21 protein-coding genes are annotated in these 20,517 nt (G+C 60.0%); 20 read left to right on the top strand and 1 reads right to left on the bottom strand.

The features are described 5' to 3' along the window. Nucleotide 1 precedes the first annotated feature (1 nt). The 19 genes from nirJ to ACR0MI_RS18840 all read left to right on the top strand — a co-directional run bounded on the left by nirJ (nucleotide 2) and on the right by ACR0MI_RS18840 (nucleotide 18,811). Nucleotides 2-1,216, top strand: a complete 1,215-nt coding sequence (nirJ, locus tag ACR0MI_RS18930) for a heme d1 biosynthesis radical SAM protein NirJ (protein WP_170614004.1) — start codon at nucleotides 2-4, stop codon at nucleotides 1,214-1,216. Nucleotides 1,217-1,292: 76 nt separating this feature from the next. Beyond that, nucleotides 1,293-2,816, top strand: a complete 1,524-nt coding sequence (locus tag ACR0MI_RS18925; RefSeq protein ID WP_170614005.1) for a nitrite reductase — start codon at nucleotides 1,293-1,295, stop codon at nucleotides 2,814-2,816. Beyond that, complete coding sequence (locus ACR0MI_RS18920; RefSeq protein ID WP_170614006.1) at nucleotides 2,773-3,036, top strand: hypothetical protein; 264 nt, start codon at nucleotides 2,773-2,775, stop codon at nucleotides 3,034-3,036. The genes ACR0MI_RS18925 and ACR0MI_RS18920 overlap by 44 nt, the downstream gene beginning before the upstream one ends. A gap of 89 nt (nucleotides 3,037-3,125) precedes the next feature. Further along, the gene (locus ACR0MI_RS18915; protein WP_480441060.1) at nucleotides 3,126-3,590 is read left to right on the top strand and encodes a DUF2946 family protein; all 465 of its coding nucleotides are present in this window, start codon (nucleotides 3,126-3,128) and stop codon (nucleotides 3,588-3,590) included. Next, nucleotides 3,581-5,758 carry a NosR/NirI family protein gene (locus tag ACR0MI_RS18910; RefSeq protein WP_170614007.1) on the top strand — a complete coding sequence of 726 codons (2,178 nt, stop codon included), beginning with the start codon at nucleotides 3,581-3,583 and terminating at the stop codon, nucleotides 5,756-5,758. The genes ACR0MI_RS18915 and ACR0MI_RS18910 overlap by 10 nt, the downstream gene beginning before the upstream one ends. 16 nt (nucleotides 5,759-5,774) lie before the next feature. Then, nucleotides 5,775-7,682 (top strand): TAT-dependent nitrous-oxide reductase, encoded by a 1,908-nt coding sequence (gene nosZ, locus ACR0MI_RS18905; protein WP_170614008.1) that lies wholly within the window; start codon nucleotides 5,775-5,777, stop codon nucleotides 7,680-7,682. Between the two features lie 2 nt (nucleotides 7,683-7,684). Beyond that, nucleotides 7,685-8,941: a nitrous oxide reductase family maturation protein NosD gene (locus ACR0MI_RS18900; protein ID WP_170614009.1), complete on the top strand. Its 1,257-nt coding sequence runs from the start codon at nucleotides 7,685-7,687 to the stop codon at nucleotides 8,939-8,941. Continuing rightward, nucleotides 8,931-9,824 carry an ABC transporter ATP-binding protein gene (locus ACR0MI_RS18895; RefSeq protein WP_170614010.1) on the top strand — a complete coding sequence of 298 codons (894 nt, stop codon included), beginning with the start codon at nucleotides 8,931-8,933 and terminating at the stop codon, nucleotides 9,822-9,824. The genes ACR0MI_RS18900 and ACR0MI_RS18895 overlap by 11 nt, the downstream gene beginning before the upstream one ends. Continuing rightward, nucleotides 9,821-10,642 carry an ABC transporter permease gene (locus tag ACR0MI_RS18890; RefSeq protein ID WP_170619359.1) on the top strand — a complete coding sequence of 274 codons (822 nt, stop codon included), beginning with the start codon at nucleotides 9,821-9,823 and terminating at the stop codon, nucleotides 10,640-10,642. The genes ACR0MI_RS18895 and ACR0MI_RS18890 overlap by 4 nt, the downstream gene beginning before the upstream one ends. Then, the gene (locus tag ACR0MI_RS18885; RefSeq protein ID WP_170614012.1) at nucleotides 10,639-11,154 is read left to right on the top strand and encodes a nitrous oxide reductase accessory protein NosL; all 516 of its coding nucleotides are present in this window, start codon (nucleotides 10,639-10,641) and stop codon (nucleotides 11,152-11,154) included. Before ACR0MI_RS18890 ends, ACR0MI_RS18885 begins: the two co-directional genes overlap by 4 nt. Further along, entirely contained in the window at nucleotides 11,151-12,053 is a 903-nt protein-coding gene (locus ACR0MI_RS18880) for an FAD:protein FMN transferase (RefSeq protein ID WP_170614013.1), read from the top strand. The genes ACR0MI_RS18885 and ACR0MI_RS18880 overlap by 4 nt, the downstream gene beginning before the upstream one ends. 295 nt (nucleotides 12,054-12,348) lie before the next feature. Then, nucleotides 12,349-12,822, top strand: coding sequence for a ferredoxin-type protein NapF (gene napF / locus ACR0MI_RS18875; RefSeq protein ID WP_480855196.1), 474 nt, complete (start codon nucleotides 12,349-12,351; stop codon nucleotides 12,820-12,822). After that, complete coding sequence (locus tag ACR0MI_RS18870) at nucleotides 12,819-13,112, top strand: chaperone NapD (protein WP_170614015.1); 294 nt, start codon at nucleotides 12,819-12,821, stop codon at nucleotides 13,110-13,112. Before napF ends, ACR0MI_RS18870 begins: the two co-directional genes overlap by 4 nt. Next, nucleotides 13,109-15,601, top strand: a complete 2,493-nt coding sequence (napA, locus tag ACR0MI_RS18865; RefSeq protein ID WP_170614016.1) for a nitrate reductase catalytic subunit NapA — start codon at nucleotides 13,109-13,111, stop codon at nucleotides 15,599-15,601. The genes ACR0MI_RS18870 and napA overlap by 4 nt, the downstream gene beginning before the upstream one ends. A 27-nt stretch (nucleotides 15,602-15,628) precedes the next feature. After that, nucleotides 15,629-16,447 (top strand): ferredoxin-type protein NapG, encoded by an 819-nt coding sequence (gene napG / locus ACR0MI_RS18860; protein WP_170614017.1) that lies wholly within the window; start codon nucleotides 15,629-15,631, stop codon nucleotides 16,445-16,447. Beyond that, complete coding sequence (gene napH, locus ACR0MI_RS18855) at nucleotides 16,444-17,361, top strand: quinol dehydrogenase ferredoxin subunit NapH (RefSeq protein ID WP_170614018.1); 918 nt, start codon at nucleotides 16,444-16,446, stop codon at nucleotides 17,359-17,361. The genes napG and napH overlap by 4 nt, the downstream gene beginning before the upstream one ends. A 12-nt stretch (nucleotides 17,362-17,373) precedes the next feature. Then, entirely contained in the window at nucleotides 17,374-17,811 is a 438-nt protein-coding gene (locus ACR0MI_RS18850) for a nitrate reductase cytochrome c-type subunit (protein ID WP_170614019.1), read from the top strand. A gap of 29 nt (nucleotides 17,812-17,840) precedes the next feature. Further along, a complete protein-coding gene (locus ACR0MI_RS18845) occupies nucleotides 17,841-18,539 on the top strand; it encodes a NapC/NirT family cytochrome c (RefSeq protein WP_170614020.1) in 699 nt (232 codons plus the stop codon). A 14-nt stretch (nucleotides 18,540-18,553) separates the two neighbouring features. Next, complete coding sequence (locus tag ACR0MI_RS18840; protein ID WP_170614021.1) at nucleotides 18,554-18,811, top strand: hypothetical protein; 258 nt, start codon at nucleotides 18,554-18,556, stop codon at nucleotides 18,809-18,811. A gap of 117 nt (nucleotides 18,812-18,928) precedes the next feature. Here ACR0MI_RS18840 and ACR0MI_RS18835 read toward each other — a convergent pair whose 3' ends face one another. Beyond that, a complete protein-coding gene (locus ACR0MI_RS18835) occupies nucleotides 18,929-20,113 on the bottom strand; it encodes an alpha/beta hydrolase (RefSeq protein ID WP_480855191.1) in 1,185 nt (394 codons plus the stop codon). 111 nt (nucleotides 20,114-20,224) lie between these two features. On the opposite strand from ACR0MI_RS18835, the gene ACR0MI_RS18830 reads away from it, so the two are divergent. Continuing rightward, nucleotides 20,225-20,434, top strand: coding sequence for a hypothetical protein (locus ACR0MI_RS18830; protein ID WP_170619357.1), 210 nt, complete (start codon nucleotides 20,225-20,227; stop codon nucleotides 20,432-20,434). The last annotated feature ends 83 nt before the right edge of the window (nucleotides 20,435-20,517 follow it).

Raw genomic sequence — 20,517 nt, 5'->3', positions numbered from 1 at the left:
CATGTTCCGCCTGACCGAATACATGCATCAACTGGTCAATCCGACGCCGGTGCGCAAACGGCGTCCGGGTCCGGTGAAGCCGGTGGTGATCTGGAACCTGACACGGCGCTGCAACCTGAAGTGCCGCCATTGCTACACCGTCTCGGCGGATGTGGCCTTCCCGGGTGAGCTCAGCCACGAGCAAGCCATGGTTACCCTTGAGGATCTGGGCCAGTTTCGCGTCCCGGCCCTGATCCTCTCGGGTGGGGAGCCGCTGGACCGGTTCGACTTCTTCGACATCGCGAAACGCGCCCGCGATCTGGTGCCGATGCTGGCGCTGTCGACAAATGGAACGCGGATTTACGACGAAACCGCTGACATGATCGCCGATGTGGGGTTCAGCTATGTCGGCATCTCGCTGGACGGGATCGGGGCCACGAACGATTGGTTCCGTGGGGTCAAGGGTGCTTTTGCCGACGCCCTGCGCGGCGTACGTGAATGCAAGAAACGCGGCATCAAGGTTGGTCTGCGTTTTTGCCTGACCGAAGGGACCCAGCATCACCTGCCCGACCTGCTGAAACTGTGTGACGACGAGGGAGTGGACAAGTTCTACTTGTCCCACCTGGTCTATGCCGGACGTGGCGACAAGAACCGGGGCGAGGATGCCGAGCATCTGCTCACCCGCAAGGGATTGGACCTGTTGTTGGAGCGCGCATGGGAGGCGGCCTCTGGAGGGCGACCGCTGGATATCGTCACCGGCAACAACGACGCGGATGCCGGGTATTTTCTGAACTGGGTACGTTCGCGTTTCGATGCAGAGAAAGAGGCGCATGTGCGCGAACATCTTGCCGCATGGGGTGGCAACTCCAGCGGTCTGGGTGTTGCCAATATCGACAATCTCGGTCGCGTGCATCCCGACACTTATTGGTCCGACTACACGGTCGGCAACGTGAAGACAAAATCGTTTTCAGAACTTTGGACCAGTGATGACCCGATGCTGGCCATGCTGCGCACGCGCCCCCGCCCGCTGAAGGGGCGCTGTGGCGCCTGTCAGCTGAAGGATGTGTGTGGCGGCAACACCCGCATTCGCGCCTTGCAACTGACCGGCGATCCCTGGGCCGAAGATCCGGCCTGCTATCTGTCAAATCAAGAAATCGGCGTGGACGACGCGGGCGAACGTCTGCAGGTCACGCCGTTCCGGGGGAAACGTCATGATCCGGCGCATCAGTTCTTTTGATAATGGGCGTTCTGTTCACCCAGCACCTGTGCGGGTGGTGAGTTCTGAAGCCTCCGGCGGGAGTATTTGTAAAAAGATGAAGATCGGGGTCTTGTGTTCGATCCTCAGTGTCGGGGCGGCATGGGCGGATGCGCCTTCAGACTATGCCGAGCATTGCGCATCGTGCCACGGTGAGAGCCGTCTGGGCGGTGTGGGTCCGGCGCTGATCCCCGAGACCTTGAAACGCATGCGCGGCCCCCGTGTTGCCGCAGTAATTGCCGAAGGGCGGGCGGCGACACAGATGCCGGGGTTTTCGCATGAGCTTGACGCCTTGCAGATCGAGGAATTGGCAGGTTGGCTGAAATCGCCGCTGGAGACCGACCCGGAATGGGGTGAGGCCGAGATTATGGCCAGCCGTGCTCTGGACGAGGATTACACATCGGTTGATGCCCCTGTCTGGGACAGTGACCCCATGAACATCACGCTGGTCGTTGAAACTGGCGATCACCATGTCAGCGTTCTGGATGGTGACACTTTCGAGGTTCTCGACCGGTTCGAGACACCCTTTGCCGTGCATGGCGGGCCAAAGTTCAGCCCCGACGGGCGATATGTCTTCATCATGTCGCGCGACGGCTGGGTGCAGAAATATGACATCTGGGCGTTGAAACAGGTGGGTCGTGCGCGCGCCGGCCTGAACAGCCGTAACATCGCTATGTCAGGCGATGGCAAATGGGTGGCCGTGGCAAATTACCTGCCCAACACCCTGACCTTGTTGTCGACAGAGGATCTGTCGGTTGCAAAGGTCATCGAGATCAAAGGCAAGAAGGGCAAGGGCAGCCGTGTTTCGGCCGTGTATCAGGCTCCGCCGCGCGAGAGTTTTGTTCTGGCGCTGAAAGATGTGCCCGAGATATGGGAGGTCTTTTATGGCGCCAACCCGCCGCAATCCGGGCTGGGTCATGACTTCCGCATCGAAGGGCAGTTCAAGAACCCTGACCCCTTCCCGGTGCGCAAGATCACGACGCCGGACTACCTGGACGACTTCTTTTTCGATCAGAGCTACGAATACGTCATGGGTGCGTCCCGCGATGGTAAAGGCGGGCAGGTGATCGACCTGGTCATCGGTCAGAAAGTGGCCGATCTGGACCTGCCGGGGATGCCGCATCTGGGGTCGGGCATCACTTGGCAGCACGGTGATACAACCGTGATGGCCACTCCACATTTGACCGATGGCACCGTGTCGGTGATCGACATGCAGACATGGGAAACCGTCAAGCGGATCAAGACCGATGGGCCCGGGTTCTTCATGCGCAGCCATGAGAACTCACCCTACGTCTGGGCCGACGTGTTCTTTGGACCCAACAAGGACGCGATGCATGTCATCGACAAGCAAAGCCTTGAAATCATAAAGACTCTGCGACCTGCTCCGGGCGAAACCGTGGCCCACGTGGAATTTACCAAGGACGGCAGCCATGCGTTGGTTTCGATCTGGGAGGATGACGGCGCGGTGATCGTCTATGATGCGCAGACGCTGGAGGAAGTTCGCCGTCTGCCGATGCGCAAACCTTCGGGGAAATACAATGTCTGGAACAAGATCACCTTCTCGGAAGGCACCAGCCACTGAGGGCAGATGGTCGGTTTGGAAACTGGCCATACTGCTGTACCCGGCCACCGCACTGACCGTGGCCATCAACCTGTTTTTGCTTGGCCTGATCCTGCACAGCGCCGGGTTCGGCGCGATTGAACCAGTTCCGGCGATCCTTTGGTCGATTCCTTTAGGGATTCCAGCGACATGGCTGGCCGGGCGCTGGCTGCGCGGGTTGATGGACGAGGCCGATGAATAGGTGCAAAATTTCTCGGACCTGACCTAAGTCAAGTTTCTGCTTGAGAGAATCCCATAGGGTTCGGGAAAGAACGCCGAGTTGGATTCTCAATGCCCACCTTCCGCCCTCCGCATAGCCTGTTTGATCGCGTGTCCCGCGCGGTGTGCGGTTTGGTGGGCATATTCCTGTTGCTGTTACAAATGCTTGGCCCGGCACTGGCGAGTTCCGGCGACAGCATGTGGATCGAGATCTGCTCGGAGGCAGGGGCGGTCTGGGTTGAGGTTGATCTGGAAGAAGATACCGACGACCCGACCGCGCCCTGTCCGAAATGCGCCGATTGTGCGCTTTGCGCGGTGACGACGGCAGCGCCGCTGCCAGACCTGCCGCTTGTCGCGCAGGCCGGAGATGTGCGGCTTGTCCACGTTGCGAACCAGAGCCTGTGCGATTTGCACAGCCCGAAATGGCTATGGCCCGAAACCCGGGGTCCCCCGCATTTGACCAAAGAAGAATCTGAACGCGCCCTGCGCGCGTCCATGGCATCCACCCAAGTATTCGGAGGTGCGCCATGGTCGTAAGTCGCGCAATCCATTTCCTGCTGGCCTTCACCCTGTCCTGCCTGATGGCGATCAGCGCGCATGCCGACAGCCTCGCCAGCTTTCTGCCCGAAATTGCTCCTGCCGATCTGGTTCCAGCAGCCGATGCCTTTGGTCCGGTCCGCGATGACATACCCGTTGCCCCGGTTTTGAAGGGGGGCGAAACGGTTGCCTGGGCTTTCCTGACGTCTGACTTCGTCGGCACCACCGGTTATTCCGGCAAACCCATTCACGTGGTGGCGGCCATCGACAGTGACGCGGTTCTGACCGGTGTGAAACTGGTCAAACACTCGGAACCGATCGTTCTGATCGGCATCCCCAATTCGCGCATGGTCGAGCTGACCGAAGGCTATGCCGGCCTGGACCTCAAGCGTGAGGCCGAAACCGGCGGTGAAGGGCATGACCTGGACATCATCTCGGGCGCGACCGTGACGATCATGGTGATTGACGACAGCCTTGTGCGTGGTGGTATCAAAGTGGCGCGCGCGTTGGGGCTGGGTGGACTGTCTCCGGTAAAGGCCGATGGACCGAAACGCGAAGTCGACATGGCGCAGAATGCTGTTTTCGACTGGACGACACTTTCGGGCGACGGTTCGGTCCGGCGGATGACGCTGGACATCGGCCAGGTGAATGCCGCCTTCGAGGCCACCGGAGATCAGCGCGCCATCAGACGCCCCGAACCCGGCGAACCCGATGATACCTTCATCGACATGCACGTGGCACTGGTTTTGGTGCCGTCCATCGGCAAGTCGCTGCTGGGTGAGGCTGAATACCAGAACCTGATCAACTGGCTGGACGAAGGCGAGCAGGCCATTCTGGTATTGGGGCGCGGCGCCTATAGTTTCAAAGGCTCGGGCTATGTGCGTGGCGGCATCTTTGACCGTATTCAATTGATCCAGGGTGACAGATCGGTCCGCTTTTTCGACCGTCAACAACGGCGTTTGGGGGAAGTTGCAGCCTCTGACGCGCCCAGTTTCACCGAGCTGGACATCTTCAAGATCCCGGCCGACGCCGAGTTTGACCCCGCCGCACCCTTCCGACTGCAACTGCTGGTGCAGCGCGCCGTGGGTGCGGTCGAAAAAACCTTTCTGACCTTCGACCTGGGCTACAAGTTGCCGGAACAGTACCTGCTGCCCGTCGCTGCCCCCGTTGTTGTCGATGATGCCACCGGCGAAGCCGCTGCCAAGGCCGCCTTGTGGCAACGCATCTGGAAGGACCGCACCGTTGAGATCGGCGTTCTGATCGTCATGCTGCTGGTGCTGACCGCGACTTTCTTCTTCCAGTTCCACGCCACCATGAACGCGCGCGTCTTTTACTGGTTCCGCATCGGATACCTGACCATGACGCTGTTCTTCATTGGCTGGTACGCCAATGCGCAGTTGAGTGTGGTGAATCTGATGGCACTGGCCGGAAGCTTGCGGACCGGATTTTCCTGGGACGCGTTCCTGTTGGACCCGCTGGTCTTCATTCAGTGGTTCGCTGTCGCCGCTGCGCTGCTGTTCTGGGGGCGCGGGGCCTATTGCGGCTGGCTGTGCCCGTTTGGTGCACTACAGGAGTTGTCCAACAAGATTGCGCGCGCGTTGAAGGTTCCGCAATGGACCCTGCCTTGGGGCCTGAACGAACGGCTTTGGCCTGCGAAGTACATGATCTTCCTCGTTCTCTTCGGCATCAGCTTTGTCTCGATCCCGCTGGCCGAGAAATACGCCGAGGTCGAGCCGTTCAAGACCGCGATCATTCTGAAATTCATGCGTGACTGGCCCTTTGTGGTCTTTGCGCTGGCCCTGCTGGGGATCGGGCTGTTCATCGAACGGTTCTACTGCCGCTACCTCTGCCCGCTGGGCGGAGCGCTGGCGATCCCTGCCCGTATCCGCATGTTCGATTGGCTGCGCCGTTACCCCGATTGCGGCAGCCCCTGTCAGACCTGCGCCAACGAATGCCCCGTTCAGGCGATCCACCCCACAGGTGAGATCAACCCGAACGAGTGCGTCACCTGTCTGCATTGCCAGGTGCTCTATCAGTCCGAGACGAAATGTCCCGTCGTTATCCGCCAGCTAAAACGGCGGGCCAAGACAGGGTCGGTCAACCTCAAGACCCCTCTCGGACAACCACCGGCGAACCATCCGAACGCCAAACCGCAATCCGTTTCCTAAAAAAGGAGGAACGATCATGTCGGACAATGAAAACAAACTGAACATCACACGCCGCGGGATGCTGGGGGCAACCGCCACCGGCGCGGTGATCGCCGGGACCGGTCTGGGCTCGACCCTGATGACGGCCAAGCAAGCCAGTGCTGCCGCCAATGCCGCGCTGGAACCGGGCGAACTGGATGAGTATTATGGCTTCTGGTCTTCGGGCCAGACCGGCGAACTGCGCATCATGGGCGTGCCGTCCATGCGCGAACTGATGCGGGTTCCGGTGTTCAACCGCTGCTCGGCCACGGGCTGGGGTCAGACCAACGAGTCACTGAAAATCCTGACCGAGGGCCTGCTACCCGAAACCAAGGAATTCCTGGCCGCAAACGGCAAGGTGACTTACGACAACGGCGACCTGCACCACCCGCACATGTCCTTCACCGATGGCACCTATGACGGCCGCTATCTGTTCATGAATGACAAGGCCAACACCCGTGTCGCCCGTGTGCGCTGTGACGTGATGAAATGCGACAAGATCATCGAGATCCCGAACGCGCATGACATCCACGGCCTGCGTCCGCAGAAATACCCGCGCACCGGCTACGTCTTTGCCAATGGTGAGCATGAAGCGCCGCTGGTGAACGATGGTCAGATTCTCGACGATCCGTCGCAATACGTGAACATCTTCACCGCCATCGACGGTGACACGATGGAGATCGCGTGGCAGGTGATGGTGTCGGGCAACCTCGACAACACCGACTGCGACTATCAGGGCAAATACGCCTTCTCGACCTCGTACAACTCGGAAATGGGTATGAACCTTGCCGAGATGACCGAGAACGAGCTGGACCACGTGGTCGTGTTCAACCTCAAGGGCATCGAAGAGGCCGTGGCCGCCGGGAACTATCAGGAACTGAACGGCGTCAAGGTCGTGGACGGCCGCAAAGAGGCTGGCGGCAACCTGACCCGCTATATCCCGATCCCGAACTCGCCGCACGGTGTGAACGCCGCGCCCGACAAGAAACACATCATGATCAACGGTAAGCTGTCGCCGACAGTGTCCGTGATCGATGTGGAGAAAGTCGACGCGCTGTTTGCTGACAATGCCGATCCGCGTTCCGCCATCGTTGCTGAACCGCAGTTGGGCCTTGGCCCGCTTCACACCGCGTTCGACGGCAAGGGCAACGCTTATACCACCTTGTTCCTGGACAGCCAGGTGGTGAAATGGGACATCGCCAAGGCCATCGAAGCCTATGCAGGTGCGGACGTCGATCCCATTGTCGACAAGGTGGATGTGCATTATCAGCCCGGCCATAACTCGACCTCGATGGGCGAAACGGCCGAGGCGGACGGCAAGTGGCTGATTTCGATGAATAAGTTCTCGAAAGACCGCTTCCTGAACGTGGGTCCGCTGAAGCCCGAGAACGAGCAGCTGATCGACATCTCGGGCGACAAGATGAAAGTGGTCCACGACGGCCCGACCTTTGCGGAACCGCACGACTCGATCATCGTGCACCGGTCGAAGGTGAACCCGGTCAATGTCTGGGACCGCAACGACCCGATGTGGGAAGAAGCGCGCCAGCAGGCCGCGGCAGACGGTGTCGATCTGGAGGAAGGGGCCGAAGAACCCATCCGTGACGGCAACAAGGTCCGCGTTTACATGACCTCGACCGCGCCCGTTTTCAGCATGGAGAAGTTCACGGTCAAGCAGGGCGATGAAGTCACCATCTATGTCACCAACCTGGATGACGTGGATGATGTGACCCACGGTCTGTGCCTTTCGAACTTCGGCGTCGCGATGGAGATCGCACCTCAGGCCACCGCCTCGGTCACCTTCATTGCCGACCGTCCGGGCGTGCACTGGTATTACTGCCAGTGGTTCTGCCACGCGCTGCACATGGAAATGCGCGGCCGGATGTTTGTTGAGCCGCGGAGCGCATAACGATGCGTTGGTCCCTGCTCATACCGCTCCTGCTCGGCTCGCCCCTTTGGGCGGCGGACTGGGATGTGCCCAACCGGGCGGGGGCCATCAACGAAACACTGGCGCAGGCGGCGGATGGAGACACCCTCCGCCTGAGCCCAGGCGTATACTTTGAAACACTGGTTCTGGACCGGCCCGTTACCCTCGACGGGCAGGGCCAGGCCACCATCGACGGGCAAGGCGACGGCAGCGTCATTACCGTGACCGGGCCGGGCGTAACGGTACGCGGGCTGACGGTGGTCGGCTCGGGTTCTGACCATGACGGAATCGACAGTGGCATCCAGCTGACCAAAACGGCCAATGCGCCAGTGGTCGAGGATAACGTATTGCTGGGCAACCTTTATGGCGTCGACATTCACGGGGCCAAGCACAGCATCGTGCGTGGTAACCGGATCGAAGGGCGTTTGGACCAGCGGATGAACGACCGTGGCAATGGAGTCTACGTCTGGAACGCGCCGGGCGCGCGGGTGGAAGACAACGACATTCGCTACGGCCGCGATGGGATCTTTGTGAACTCGTCCAAGAAGAACACCTTCACGGGCAATTTGTTCCGCGATCTTCGATTTGCCGTGCACTACATGTATGCCGACAATTCGGTGGTCAGCGACAACGTCTCAATCGGGAACGATCTGGGCTATGCGGTGATGTTCACGACCAATGTGACCGTCGCCAACAATGTCTCGATCAGTGACCGGGAACATGGCGTGATGCTGAACTACGCTAACAAGAGCGTTATCACCGGAAACGTGGTGAAAGGTGCCAAGGAAAAATGCACCTTCCTCTATAACTCGAACAAAAACGAATTTACCGACAACTGGTTCCAAGGTTGCGGCATCGGCATCCACTTTACCGCTGGGTCCGAGCGCAATCGGATCGTCGGCAACGCCTTTGTCGGTAACCGGACACAGGTGAAATACGTTTCGACCAAATGGGTCGAGTGGTCAGAAGAAGGGCGCGGCAATTACTGGTCCGATTTCGCCGCGTATGATGTGGATGGCAACGGTATCGCCGATGCCCCCTATCGCCCCAATGACTCGATGGACCATGTGCTGTGGACCCAACCCTCAGCCAAATTGCTGCTCGGCTCGCCTGCCGTGCAGTTGGTGCGCTGGTCCCAATCTGCATTCCCGGCCCTGCTGCCGGGCGGTGTGATGGACAGCAACCCGCTAATGCAAGCCCCTGAACCCCCAGCTATGAAAAAGGTGCCTCATGACGGATAAGGCCCTGTCAATCGACCATGTACTCAAGGACCGAGGGAAAACCCGCGTTCTTGACGATATCACCCTGTCACTTGCCCCTGGCCAGCGCGTCGCGTTGCTGGGCCATAACGGTGCGGGCAAGTCAACCCTGATCAAATCCATTCTCGGACTGACACCTATCCATGGTGGTGCCATTCGGATCGGGGATGCCGCCCCCGGCAGCGCACAAGCTCGGCGCGAGACGGCCTATCTGCCCGAAGCGGTCTCCTTCCACCCGGCCCTGACCGGACGCGAGCAACTGACGCTGTTTGCCAAGCTGTCCGGAGCCAAAGCCGATGTGCCCGGTCTGCTGGAACGCGTCGGCCTGAGCGATGCACTCGACCGCCGGATTGGCGCTTATTCCAAGGGGATGCGGCAGCGTCTGGGTCTGGCTCAGGTTCTTCTGGGCAGGCCGAAAGTGGCCCTCTTGGACGAGCCGACATCGGGGTTGGATCCGATTTCTCGGCAGGATCTCTACGCCATCATCGACGAACTGGCGGCGCAAGGCACGGCGGTCCTGATCGCCTCGCATGCTTTGACCGAGGTCGAGGCGCGTACCGACCGCATTGCCATCATGCGCAAGGGCCGGATGGTGGCCGACGATACGCTGACCAACCTGTCCGCCCTGGCGGGACTTCCGATACGCCTGCGGGTCCGCGCCAGCGCCAACCCTGAAGCGCTTGCCGCCGAACTGGGCGGCAACCGGATCAACGGCGCATCCGTTGAGTTGCTCTGTACATCTGACGACAAGATGGAGGCCCTGCGCCGAATCGCCGGGTTGGGCGACGCGGTGGCGGATGTGGAAATGACCCCGCCCAAGCTGGAAGACCTCTATCGCCATTATGCACAGGAGGAGAGGCTATGACCCGCTTCCTCGCCATCACCCGCACCGAGATGCTGATCCTGCGCCGCAACCGCTGGCTGCTGGTGGCAACGTTGATAATGGTGTTGTTCGCGCTAGCCCTGACCTTTGCAGGCAGCGCCCCGACCGGCACGTTGGGCGTTGACATGCTGACCGTCTCGGTCGCCTCGATGACAACGCTTTCAGTCTACCTGGCGCCGCTGCTGGCGCTGATGATCTCGTTCGACGCTATCGCAGGCGATGTGGACCGCGGCAGCCTGTCGCTGCTGCTGTCCTACCCGGCGGGGCGCGGAGAAATCCTGTTAGGCAAGTTCACCGCCCATCTGGCCGCCCTGGCCTTTGCCATGACCGTCGGTTTCGGAACCGCTGGCGCCGTCGCCGCCTTCTTTGGTGGCGCAGGCCCGGAAAGCCTGATGGCGCTGGCGCGCCTCATCCTTACATCCATGCTTCTGGGCGCTGTCTTTCTGGCGCTGGGATACCTGCTGTCCGCCCTGGCAAAGGGGTCCACGGCGGCGGCAGGTCTGTCGGCCGGGCTATGGCTGGTATTTGTCGTCCTTTATGATCTGGGCCTGTTGGGGGCCGTCGTCATGGACAAGGGCGGCACCTTCACCCAATCCGTCTTTCCATGGGTGATGGTGGCCAACCCGGCCGACGCATTCCGTCTGTGGAACATCGCCGCGACCGAAGGCGTCGCTATGGCGTCCGGCATGACCGGTGCAGCGCAGGCCCTGCCCGTCTGGGCCGCACCCGCGTCGCTGCTGCTCTGGCCGTTGATCGGTTTTGCCCTTGCCCGTGCGGCATTCCGGAGGGTCGAGCCGTGAAACGCCTGTGCCTGATTGCGCTGATTGCTCTGGCCGCCTGCAAGGAAGAGGTCGCTGTCGTCCCCGATCCGGTCGATCTGACCCCGGATGCGCTGAGTTTCTTTTGCCAGATGAACATCGCCGAGCATGGTGGGCCCAAGGGGCAGATCCATCTGGATGGCTACCCCGCGCCGCTTTTTTTTGCGCAGGTGCGCGACATGGTGGCCTATCTGAAAAGCCCTGAACGCGATGCCAAGATCACCGCCGTCTATGTCAGTGACATGGGCATCGCGGTAAACTGGCGGGAACCCGGTATCTCCAACTGGATCGCCGCCGGCGGCGCGACATTTGTGGTCGGGGCCAACGTCGCCGGCGGCATGGGCGCACGCGAGGTTGTTCCTTTTGGTGATCCCGCCGACGCCGATGACTTTATCAATCGGTATGGCGGCACCGCCCTGCCCCTGTCCGACATCCCGGCTGACGAGGTTCTGGGGCCCGTCGATCTGGACCTGAATCTGGAGACCCCCGTATGACCGTTTTGTCCCGTCGCCGTTTCCTGTCGATTTCCGCGGCTTGCATGGCCTTGCCCGCCGGAGCAAAGGCTGCCCCAGTCGCCCATTGGCGCGGCACCGCACTGGGCGCGCGTGCCAGCCTGCAATTGTCCGGTCTGACCGATGACGAGGCCCGTCCTGTGATCTCTGCCATCGAGGCGGAACTGCACAGGCTTGAGAACATTTTCAGCCTCTATCGCCCGGATTCCGAGTTGAGCAGGTTGAACCGCGACGGGATGCTGACCGCCCCTGCGCCGGAGTTGCTGAACGTGCTCAGCCTGTGTGCGGCACTGCATGACGCATCGGGTGGGGCGTTTGATCCGAGTGTTCAACCTCTGTGGCTTGCCTTGGCCTCTGGTGCCGATGAAAGCGTGATCAGCTCGGCCCGGCAATTGGTCGGCTGGCACCAAGTCACAGTCACGGCAGATCATATTCTTCTGCCACAACCCGGTGTGTCGGCTCTGACCCTGAACGGAATAGCGCAGGGGGCGGTAACAGATCGTATTGCGGATCTGTTGCGGTCCATGGGCCTTGGGAACGTTTTGGTGGACATGGGCGAGATCGCAGCCCTAGGCGCCAACGCGGATGGCCGCCACTGGCGTGTCGGGTTGGCCGGACCAGACGGTGCGGTTCTGAAACGGATCGGGATCAGCGACCGGGCGGTTGCCACTTCTGCACCCGGAGGCACGATTCTGAAGGACGGTCAGGGCCACATCCTGAGCCCGGACGGCAGCAAGCCCTTGCACCGGGCCGTCTCGGTCTCTGCCCCCCGAGCGGCGATTGCAGATGGTCTTTCCACAGCCCTTTGCCTGATCCCAAAGACGCGGGTTGATACCGTGCTGGACCGCTTTCCCGGAAGTCGGATCGAGATGATGATCTGATCACAACTTTTGATTGTGGCACAAAAGTTTTGGCAAAGGGCCGAAGGTGTTGTACCACTGTGAGAGTGGATGTTTCGCTGGCAAACAAGCAGATACTTCGGCAACCGCTCTTGGGCGTGTCTGCCTTGTTTTTGCAAGCCGGAGAAACGGTTCCGAAAAAACATGATCTGGATCAACTCCGGTCTTGTGAAAATGCGCTAGCAAGCGAATCCGGGCAGGATCACCTGCCCCCAGAAACGCAGGTCAGCAACGCATGAGTCAGCCAACCAGCAGACGCGCTTTTCTCAGTGGGCGCATGCTCCGCGAAGACCCCGGTGCCATCAGGCCTCCGGGCGCGGTGGAAGGCAGGTTTCTGGACCTGTGCACCGCCTGCGGTGATTGTCTGGACGCCTGCCCCGAAGATGTCATTACGCTCAGCGCGGGTGGATACCCGACGCTGCGGATGACGGACGGTGCGTGCACGTTCTGCGGCGATTGCGTGGAAGCCTGCCAGACGGGCGCCCTGATCGCTGATCGCATGGCCGACTGGCCCTGGCGCGCATCTATTGTCGCCAGCGCTTGCCTGTCACTGAACGGGATCAGTTGCCGCATTTGCCAGGACAGTTGCGATGAAGGCTCGATCCGGTTCAAGCTGATGCCTGGCGGCAAGGCGGAACCGGTTCTGAATACCGAGACCTGCACCGGATGCGGCGGCTGCGCCACGTCCTGCCCCGCCGACGCGGTCAGATTTGAACGCCCTGCAACCTTACACCCGGAGACACTGCAATGAATATCTGCGGTTGCCTTGTTCACGTTGCCCCGGACAGCACCGGCACAGCGCGCCAGGTCATGGAAGACACGCCGGGGGTCGAGGTTCACGCCGCAACCGACGACGGCCGCTTTGTCGTTGTCGTAGAAGATACGCCCGCACGTATGGCGTCCGAGATCATCATGGATCTGCACCAGATCCCCGGAGTGATCTCTTTGACGCTGACCTATCACCATTTCGAGGATCTCGCGGAAAGCTATCCGCGTCCTGATGCCCCAAGCCAACCGACCAGCAGGAGGCCCATGCAATGACCATCTCTGAATCTCGCCGGACTTTTCTAAAAGCTTCAGCCGCGGCAGCCACTGCTTCGGCCGCAGGTATTCCAATGGCCGCCGGACAGGCCAATGCCCAGGTGGCAACGCCTGATATTCGCTGGGACAAGGCGGCCTGCCGGTTTTGCGGCACAGGCTGTTCGGTTCTGATCGGCACTAAGGATGGCCGCGTCGTGGCCACGCAAGGTGACCCGGACGCGCCGGTCAACCGGGGCCTGAACTGCATCAAGGGCTATTTCCTGTCCAAGATCATGTACGGCAATGACCGCCTGACCACTCCGCTGCTGCGCAAGTCAAACGGCGAATACGACAAGAACGGCGAATTCGAGCCGGTCAGCTGGGACGAAGCCTTCGACGTGATGGCCGCCAAGTGGAAAGAAGCGCTGGCCAAGAAAGGCCCGACCAGTGTCGGCATGTTCGGTTCCGGTCAGTGGACGGTCTGGGAAGGTTATGCTGCCGCCAAGCTGATGAAGGCCGGGTTCCGGTCAAACAACATCGACCCGAATGCGCGGCACTGCATGGCCTCGGCCGTTGTGGGTTTCATGCGCACCTTCGGCATCGACGAACCGATGGGCTGCTATGACGATCTGGAGCACGCGGATACCTTCGTGCTGTGGGGGTCGAACATGGCCGAGATGCACCCGATCCTGTGGTCGCGCCTGACCGATACGCGCCTGACCAAGCCGGGGTGCGAGGTACATGTTCTGTCGACATTCGAACACCGCTCGTTCGAGCTGGCGGACAACGGCATGGTGTTCAACCCGCAGACCGACCTGGCGATCCTGAACTATATCGCCAACTACATCATCCAGAACGGCGCAGTGAACGAGGAATTCGTCAAGAACCACGTCAACATCACCAAGACTGCCACCGATATCGGCTATGGTCTGCGCGACAACCACCCGCTGCAGCAAGAGGCAGCGAACCCCAACGTCGGCAAGATGGAACCGATCAGCTTCGAGGAATATGCCGAAGCGGTGTCGGAATACACGCTGGAATACACCGAGGAACTGTCCGGTGTGCCCGCCGAAAAGCTTGAGAAGCTGGCCCAGCAATATGCCGATCCGAACCGCAAGGTCATGAGCCTGTGGACCATGGGGTTCAACCAGCATACCCGCGGGTCGTGGGTGAACTCGCTGATGTACAACGTGCACCTGCTGGTTGGTAAGATTTCCGAACCCGGCAACTCGCCCTTCTCGCTGACCGGCCAGCCCTCGGCCTGTGGTACGGCGCGCGAGGTCGGCACCTTTGCCCACCGTCTGCCCGCCGACATGGTGGTGACAAATGACAAGCACCGCGAGATCTGCGAGACCGCATGGAACGTGCCTGCGGGCACCATCCCGCCCAAACCGGGCTTCCACGCTGTGCTGCAGAACCGCAAGCTGAAGGATGGCGATCTGAACGCCTATTGGGTGCAGTGCAACAACAACATGCAGGCTGCGCCGAATATCAACGAAGAAGGGTATCCCGGCTACCGCAACCCGGAAAACTTCATTACCGTGTCGGACCCCTACCCCACCGTTACCGCCCTGTCCGCCGACCTGATCCTGCCAACCGCCATGTGGGTCGAGAAGGAAGGCGCCTATGGCAACGCCGAGCGCCGCACCCAGTTCTGGCGGCAGCAGGTCAAGGCCCCGGGTGAGGCCAAGTCCGACCTGTGGCAGCTGATGGAATTCGCGAAACGCTTCACCGTCGAGGAGGTCTGGGGCGAGGAACTGCTGGCTGCCATGCCGGAACATCGCGGCAAGACCATGTATGACGTGCTGTATGCCAACGGAAAGATCGACCAGTACCCTCTGTCGGAAACAGCCGAAGGTTTCGACAACGATGATGCCGAGCATTTCGGATACTATGTTCAGAAAGGCCTGTTCGAGGAATATGCCGATTTCGGACGTGGCCATGCCCACGATCTGGCACCATTCGAAATGTACCATCAGGCGCGCGGAATGCGCTGGCCGGTCGTGGACGGCAAGGAAACGCTCTATCGTTTCCGCGAAGGCTATGACCCGTATGTACCCGAAGGCGCAGGCGTGAAGTTCTATGGCAAGCCCGACGGGAAGGCGAGCATCATCTTTGCGCCGTATGAACCCGCCCCAGAGGAGCCGGATGCGGAATACGACCTTTGGCTGTGCACCGGTCGTGTGCTGGAGCACTGGCATTCCGGCTCGATGACCCGCCGGGTGCCCGAACTGCACCGCGCCTATCCGGCGGCCGTGGTCTACATGCATCCGCAGGATGCCAAGGATCGGGGTCTGCGCCGTGGTCAGGAGATCGTTCTGTCCACCCGTCGCGGCGAAGTCACAAGCCGGGTCGAGACCCGCGGGCGCAACAAGGTTCCGCGTGGTCTGGTCTTCATGCCGTGGTTCGACGAGGGTCAGCTGACCAACAAGCTGACGCTGGACGCGACCTGCCCGCTTTCGAAGGAGACCGACTTCAAGAAATGCGCCTGCAAGGTCGAGCGCGCGTAACCGGCACGGATCGCGAAGGTAGTCCCCATGTCCCTTGCCGGCACACCTCTTTCGCCGCAACGGCGTCGTTTCCTGCAGGGAACGGCGCGCGCGGCGGGCGGCTGCGTGGTTGCAGGATCGCTGCTGGCCTGGCTGGCGCGCGATGCGCGCAGCCTGCCGGCCGAGGCCCTGCGCCCGCCCGGTGCGCTGCCCGAAGAGGATTTCCTGTCGGCCTGCATCCGCTGCGGGTTATGCGTGCGGGACTGCCCTTACGATACGCTGAAACTGGCGGAACTGGGGTCGGATTCCGGTGCTACCGGGACGCCGTATTTCACCGCCCGCGACGTGCCGTGCGAGATGTGCGACGACATTCCTTGCGTCGCCGCCTGCCCCACCGGCGCGCTGGACCCGTCGCTGGACAACATCGACGATGCCAAGATGGGCGTTGCGGTGCTGGTGGATCAGGAGAATTGCCTGAACTACCTCGGCCTGCGCTGTGATGTCTGTTATCGCGTCTGCCCCGTCATTGACGAGGCCATCACGCTTGAGCCGTCACACAATACCCGCTCGGGCAGCCACGCGATCTTTGCGCCGACGGTTCATGCGGACCGCTGCACCGGCTGCGGCGTATGCGAGAAAAGCTGCGTTTTGCCGGAAGCCGCGATAAAGGTGCTTCCAGCCCGTCTGGCGCGTGGCAGCGCGGCGGATCACTACCGCAAGGGCTGGGAAGAAAAGGCCGCCAAGGGAGCACCTCTGGTCGAGGGCATCATTGACCTGCCCGACCGCCTGCCGGGACCAGGTACCGACAATCTGGTCACACCCGGAGGGTTTGCGCCCGATTACAACCTGCCGGGAGTGGGGCAATGAGCGCCAGCACCCAGATACCTGTGGGCCAAGAGGCGATCGAGGCCAAGGGCTGGATCGGCGCGCATCGCTTTTTGCTGTTGCGCCGGGCAAGCCAGGTGTTCTTTCTGGTACTGTTCCTGCTGGGGCCGTGGTTTGGCATCTGGATTGTTCAGGGCAGCCTGGCCGGATCATTGACGTTGGGCGTTCTACCGCTGACCGATCCGCTGATCCTGCTGCAAAGCATGGTGGCAGGCCACTGGCCCGAACTGACCGCACTGATCGGCGGGTTGATCGTGCTTGTCACTTACGCGCTGATCGGTGGCCGGGTCTATTGTTCCTGGGTTTGTCCGATCAACCCGGTGACTGATGCCGCCAGTTGGCTGCATCGGCGTTTGGACTTGCCGAAGGGCTGGCAGCCAAAGCGCAGCACCCGTCTGTGGGTTCTGGCGACAGTCCTGATCGTCTCGGGCCTGACCGGCGTGATTGCGTGGGAGATCGTGAATCCGATCACCATGCTGCACCGGGGCCTGATCTTCGGCATGGGATTTGTCTGGGCCATGATCGCCGCGATCTTTGTGTTTGACCTGCTGGTCGCACGCCATGGCTGGTGCGGTCATATCTGCCCGGTCGGGGCTTTCTACGGCCTGATCGGCACAAAAAGCCTGCTGCGCGTCAGCGCCAGCAACCGCGCTGCGTGTGATGATTGCATGGACTGCTATGCGGTCTGCCCGGAAAACCAGGTGATCTCGCCCGCGCTGAAGGGCAAGCCGGGATCCAGCCCACTGATCTTGTCGCCTGACTGCACCAATTGTGGCCGCTGCATTGATGTGTGCGCGGTTGATGTCTTCAAATTTACTCACCGGTTCGACGAGGCCCTCGTCGCGCCTGCCGATCCAGCCGCCGCGCCCAAGCCGCGCGCCGCCAGACCTATCTAAGGGAGTGCCATGATGAATAGACCAATCCTGACAGGCGGAATTGCCCTGATCCCCGTTTTGCTCCTGAGTGGGTTTGCTCTGGCGCAGTCCGCTCAGGTGAATTCGCTACGCGGAGCCGAAGTGGATGAACCAGTGGTCCTCGATCAAGTCCATCGGAATGTCGAAGGACGCATGCAGCGGAATTATCGCCAGCAGCCACCACTGATCCCGCATTCGATTGAACAATACCAGATCGACTTGCGCACCAATCAGTGCCTGTCCTGTCACGACTGGACCAAAGCGGGCGAGCGCAACGCACCGACCCTTTCGATGACCCACTACCTGGACCGCGAAGGCCGTGAACTGGACCGGATCGCGGGCACACGGTATTTCTGCAATCAGTGCCACGTGCCGCAGGCCGACACTCCGGCGCTGGTCGACAATGAATTCGAACCTTCTTCCGGCAACTGATCCAACGCATCTTTGAAAGGAGCACCGATATGGCAGACTCCCCCGAAAATCGCGGCTGGATTGGCCGCCTCTGGAACGCGATCTGGACCCCGGCTGTGATGTTCAGCTCGGGCTTTCTGATATTGGCCGGTTTTCTGGCCGGTATCTTGTTCTGGGGCGGTTTCCACTGGACGCTGGAACTGACCAATACCGAGGAATTCTGCACCTCGTGCCACACGATGGAAACCAATCTGGGTGAATACCGCGAGACAATCCACTACAACAACCACTCGGGCGTCCGCGCGATCTGTTCCGACTGCCACGTGCCGCACGAATGGAACCACAAGATCAAAGCCAAGATCATGGCGGTCAAGGACGTTTATCACGAGCTGGCCGGCACCATCAGCACACCCGAAAAATATGAAGACCATCGTCTGAGCATGGCTTCGGCGGTGTGGAAGAAAATGAAGGAATCCGACAGCCGCGAATGCCGCAACTGTCACAATTTCGAGTATATGGACTTCACCCTTCAGGAAACCCGCGCCGCGTCCGAGCATCAGCGCGCCATCGATTCCGGCATGACATGCATCGACTGCCACCAGGGCATCGCCCACAGTCTGCCGCCCAACTATCTGGAAACCTATCAGGACATCACTGCCGAACTGGACGAGGCGCCGCAGAACCTGCAGCAGCACGCCTCGGCAGGCAGTGACGAAATCCGGTCGTTTCTGGCCAAACGGGCAGACTGAGAGGAGCTCGACATATGCTTGAATTACTTGGAACCATCGGTGGCAACATCCTCAGCCTGCCCGGCATTCTGGGTTTGGCGCTTGGCATGATGACCCGCAAGCTGTGGCTGGGCGCGGTCATGGGCGGTGTGGTCGGCGTGCTGGAGACACTGGTTTTTGCCAAATGGCAGTTTGCCCATGTCGAAGTGTTGGAACTGATGATCGCCATCGCCGTCGGCGTTTGCGCGGGCGCGGTGGGCAGTGCCATCCGCATAAAGGGCGCAACCGCCTGATCCGAGCCAAGCGGCCCGGCGTCTGAATTTCTCAGAGCGCCGGGCTGAAGCGGTGTTTCTTGGCAGGCCTGTTGTGCAACTGTTGGAAAAGGAACGACAACTCATCAAGTTTAAGCATCAGGACCGAACAAAGCTCTCGATGCTGGCAATCATTCTTTCGAAATCTGGTTCTGACGAAAAAAGTAAGTGGTTGGGGCTATCCAGTTGCACGAATGAAGCATCCGGAATCTGGGAAGCCAGTATTTTCCCTTCCGAAAGCGGTGCCACTGCATCCCTGTCGCTGTGAAGAACCAAGGTCGGCAATGAAATCTCTGTTAGCAGGTTGCTCACGTCAATGTCGTCAAACAAAGCGCGAAACTGAGCAATATTCTCGGCTGGTCCGCAGAGCTTTTGGAAATCGTTGAACCACTGCATTTCTGCTTTTGTAGCGTCCGGCATAAACATCGTGGTCAGGATTTGCCGGATTGCGGGGTTTTCGTTTCCCCAGCTGTTGCGGATTAAATTGACAAGAGCTTCGCTTTCTTCAATCTCGGCTTCGTTGCCGCGATGTTTTCGCCCCCTTGAATACCCTCCACTTAGTACAAGATGCGAAATTCGTTTCGGATGCCTCAGCGCATATGCCAACGAAACAGATGCACCTTGCGACAAACCCAGGATCGCTACTTGTTCAAAATCGTAGGCATCGATCACGACTTCCATATCGTCGACCATGCGCTCAAAACTGATGTCGACATCCGCCCACTCGGACAGACCATTCCCCCGTTGGTCATAGCGAATGACCGTAAATTTATCCGAAAGGTGTCGAATGTAATCGCCGTAAGCAGGGTTTTGCCAGTCTTGTTCCAGGTGGGTCATCCAGCTTCCGGAAATCAACATCGGATACCCTTCGCCGGAAACAGTATGCGCGATGGAGGTCCCGTCCTTGGAACGACAATATTTCACCAAAGGCAATGGGTTGGGTTGCGCCTGGGAAAGAGCAGAGTGTGCAGCCTGATCTTCACCGTGTTGGACGGAAACTGGTCCAATCAGCCGAAATCCGCGCCGGCCTACAGTCTCAATATAACTTGGATTTTTTGCGTCATCCCCGAGCGATTTTCGGATCTCAAAAATGTACTCGCGCACAAGATCCGGGTTCACAAACAAGCCATGCCATACGGCTTGAAGTATTTCTTCGCGAGACAAAACCATACCGGCCCTGGAAATCATGTACTCCAGCACTTCGGTAGCTTTTGGCGATAGTGTCGATTGATCCTGTCCCGATGACAATTTGCCATCCTTGAGATTCAATATCCATCGCCGCATGTGCTCCTCCCACACTGCCTGCAAGATCAACGATACATCAACGATAAGTCAACGGCATCACCAAGTTCATGCGGATACCCTGTCCCGGAGAGCCAATCGGGAATTCGCGCTATGCCACAAGTATCAACGAACAAACTGGGTCAAACCGGAGCCTCTGGCAACAACAACGGTGTCAACGAAGTCGCGCCTTTGTTGCTGCGACTTGCAAACCAATTGGAGGAAGAGATTTGCCGCGCGCTGATGGAGGACAATGTCGCGCTGGCAGAACGATTGGTGGCCCCACAATGTGAGCTGAAGAAGCTTGCCCAAGGTCTTGGTTGATGAAGCTCACAGCCACTAGTGGAAAGTACAGAGAATGCTTGATTTTTTGCCCACCAAAGGATCAAGCCACCGCTTTTTAACAC

Source organism: Ruegeria sp. D4 (assembly GCF_056534475.1).
Note: the sequence above shows the minus strand (reverse complement) of the source record. Positions and strands in the feature narration are given on the sequence as shown.

Bases quoted from the DNA above. Each gene is read 5' to 3' on its own strand.
- nirJ (WP_170614004.1), top strand. From the start codon at position 2: ATGTTCCGCCTGACCGAATACATGCATCAACTGGTCAATCCGACGCCG.
- ACR0MI_RS18925 (WP_170614005.1), top strand. From the start codon at position 1,293: ATGAAGATCGGGGTCTTGTGTTCGATCCTCAGTGTCGGGGCGGCATGG.
- ACR0MI_RS18920 (WP_170614006.1), top strand. From the start codon at position 2,773: ATGTCTGGAACAAGATCACCTTCTCGGAAGGCACCAGCCACTGAGGGC.
- ACR0MI_RS18915 (WP_480441060.1), top strand. From the start codon at position 3,126: ATGCCCACCTTCCGCCCTCCGCATAGCCTGTTTGATCGCGTGTCCCGC.
- ACR0MI_RS18910 (WP_170614007.1), top strand. From the start codon at position 3,581: ATGGTCGTAAGTCGCGCAATCCATTTCCTGCTGGCCTTCACCCTGTCC.
- nosZ (WP_170614008.1), top strand. From the start codon at position 5,775: ATGTCGGACAATGAAAACAAACTGAACATCACACGCCGCGGGATGCTG.
- ACR0MI_RS18900 (WP_170614009.1), top strand. From the start codon at position 7,685: ATGCGTTGGTCCCTGCTCATACCGCTCCTGCTCGGCTCGCCCCTTTGG.
- ACR0MI_RS18895 (WP_170614010.1), top strand. From the start codon at position 8,931: ATGACGGATAAGGCCCTGTCAATCGACCATGTACTCAAGGACCGAGGG.
- ACR0MI_RS18890 (WP_170619359.1), top strand. From the start codon at position 9,821: ATGACCCGCTTCCTCGCCATCACCCGCACCGAGATGCTGATCCTGCGC.
- ACR0MI_RS18880 (WP_170614013.1), top strand. From the start codon at position 11,151: ATGACCGTTTTGTCCCGTCGCCGTTTCCTGTCGATTTCCGCGGCTTGC.
- napF (WP_480855196.1), top strand. From the start codon at position 12,349: ATGCTCCGCGAAGACCCCGGTGCCATCAGGCCTCCGGGCGCGGTGGAA.
- ACR0MI_RS18870 (WP_170614015.1), top strand. From the start codon at position 12,819: ATGAATATCTGCGGTTGCCTTGTTCACGTTGCCCCGGACAGCACCGGC.
- napA (WP_170614016.1), top strand. From the start codon at position 13,109: ATGACCATCTCTGAATCTCGCCGGACTTTTCTAAAAGCTTCAGCCGCG.
- napG (WP_170614017.1), top strand. From the start codon at position 15,629: ATGTCCCTTGCCGGCACACCTCTTTCGCCGCAACGGCGTCGTTTCCTG.
- napH (WP_170614018.1), top strand. From the start codon at position 16,444: ATGAGCGCCAGCACCCAGATACCTGTGGGCCAAGAGGCGATCGAGGCC.
- ACR0MI_RS18850 (WP_170614019.1), top strand. From the start codon at position 17,374: ATGAATAGACCAATCCTGACAGGCGGAATTGCCCTGATCCCCGTTTTG.
- ACR0MI_RS18845 (WP_170614020.1), top strand. From the start codon at position 17,841: ATGGCAGACTCCCCCGAAAATCGCGGCTGGATTGGCCGCCTCTGGAAC.
- ACR0MI_RS18840 (WP_170614021.1), top strand. From the start codon at position 18,554: ATGCTTGAATTACTTGGAACCATCGGTGGCAACATCCTCAGCCTGCCC.
- ACR0MI_RS18835 (WP_480855191.1), bottom strand. From the start codon at position 20,113: ATGCGGCGATGGATATTGAATCTCAAGGATGGCAAATTGTCATCGGGA.
- ACR0MI_RS18830 (WP_170619357.1), top strand. From the start codon at position 20,225: ATGCCACAAGTATCAACGAACAAACTGGGTCAAACCGGAGCCTCTGGC.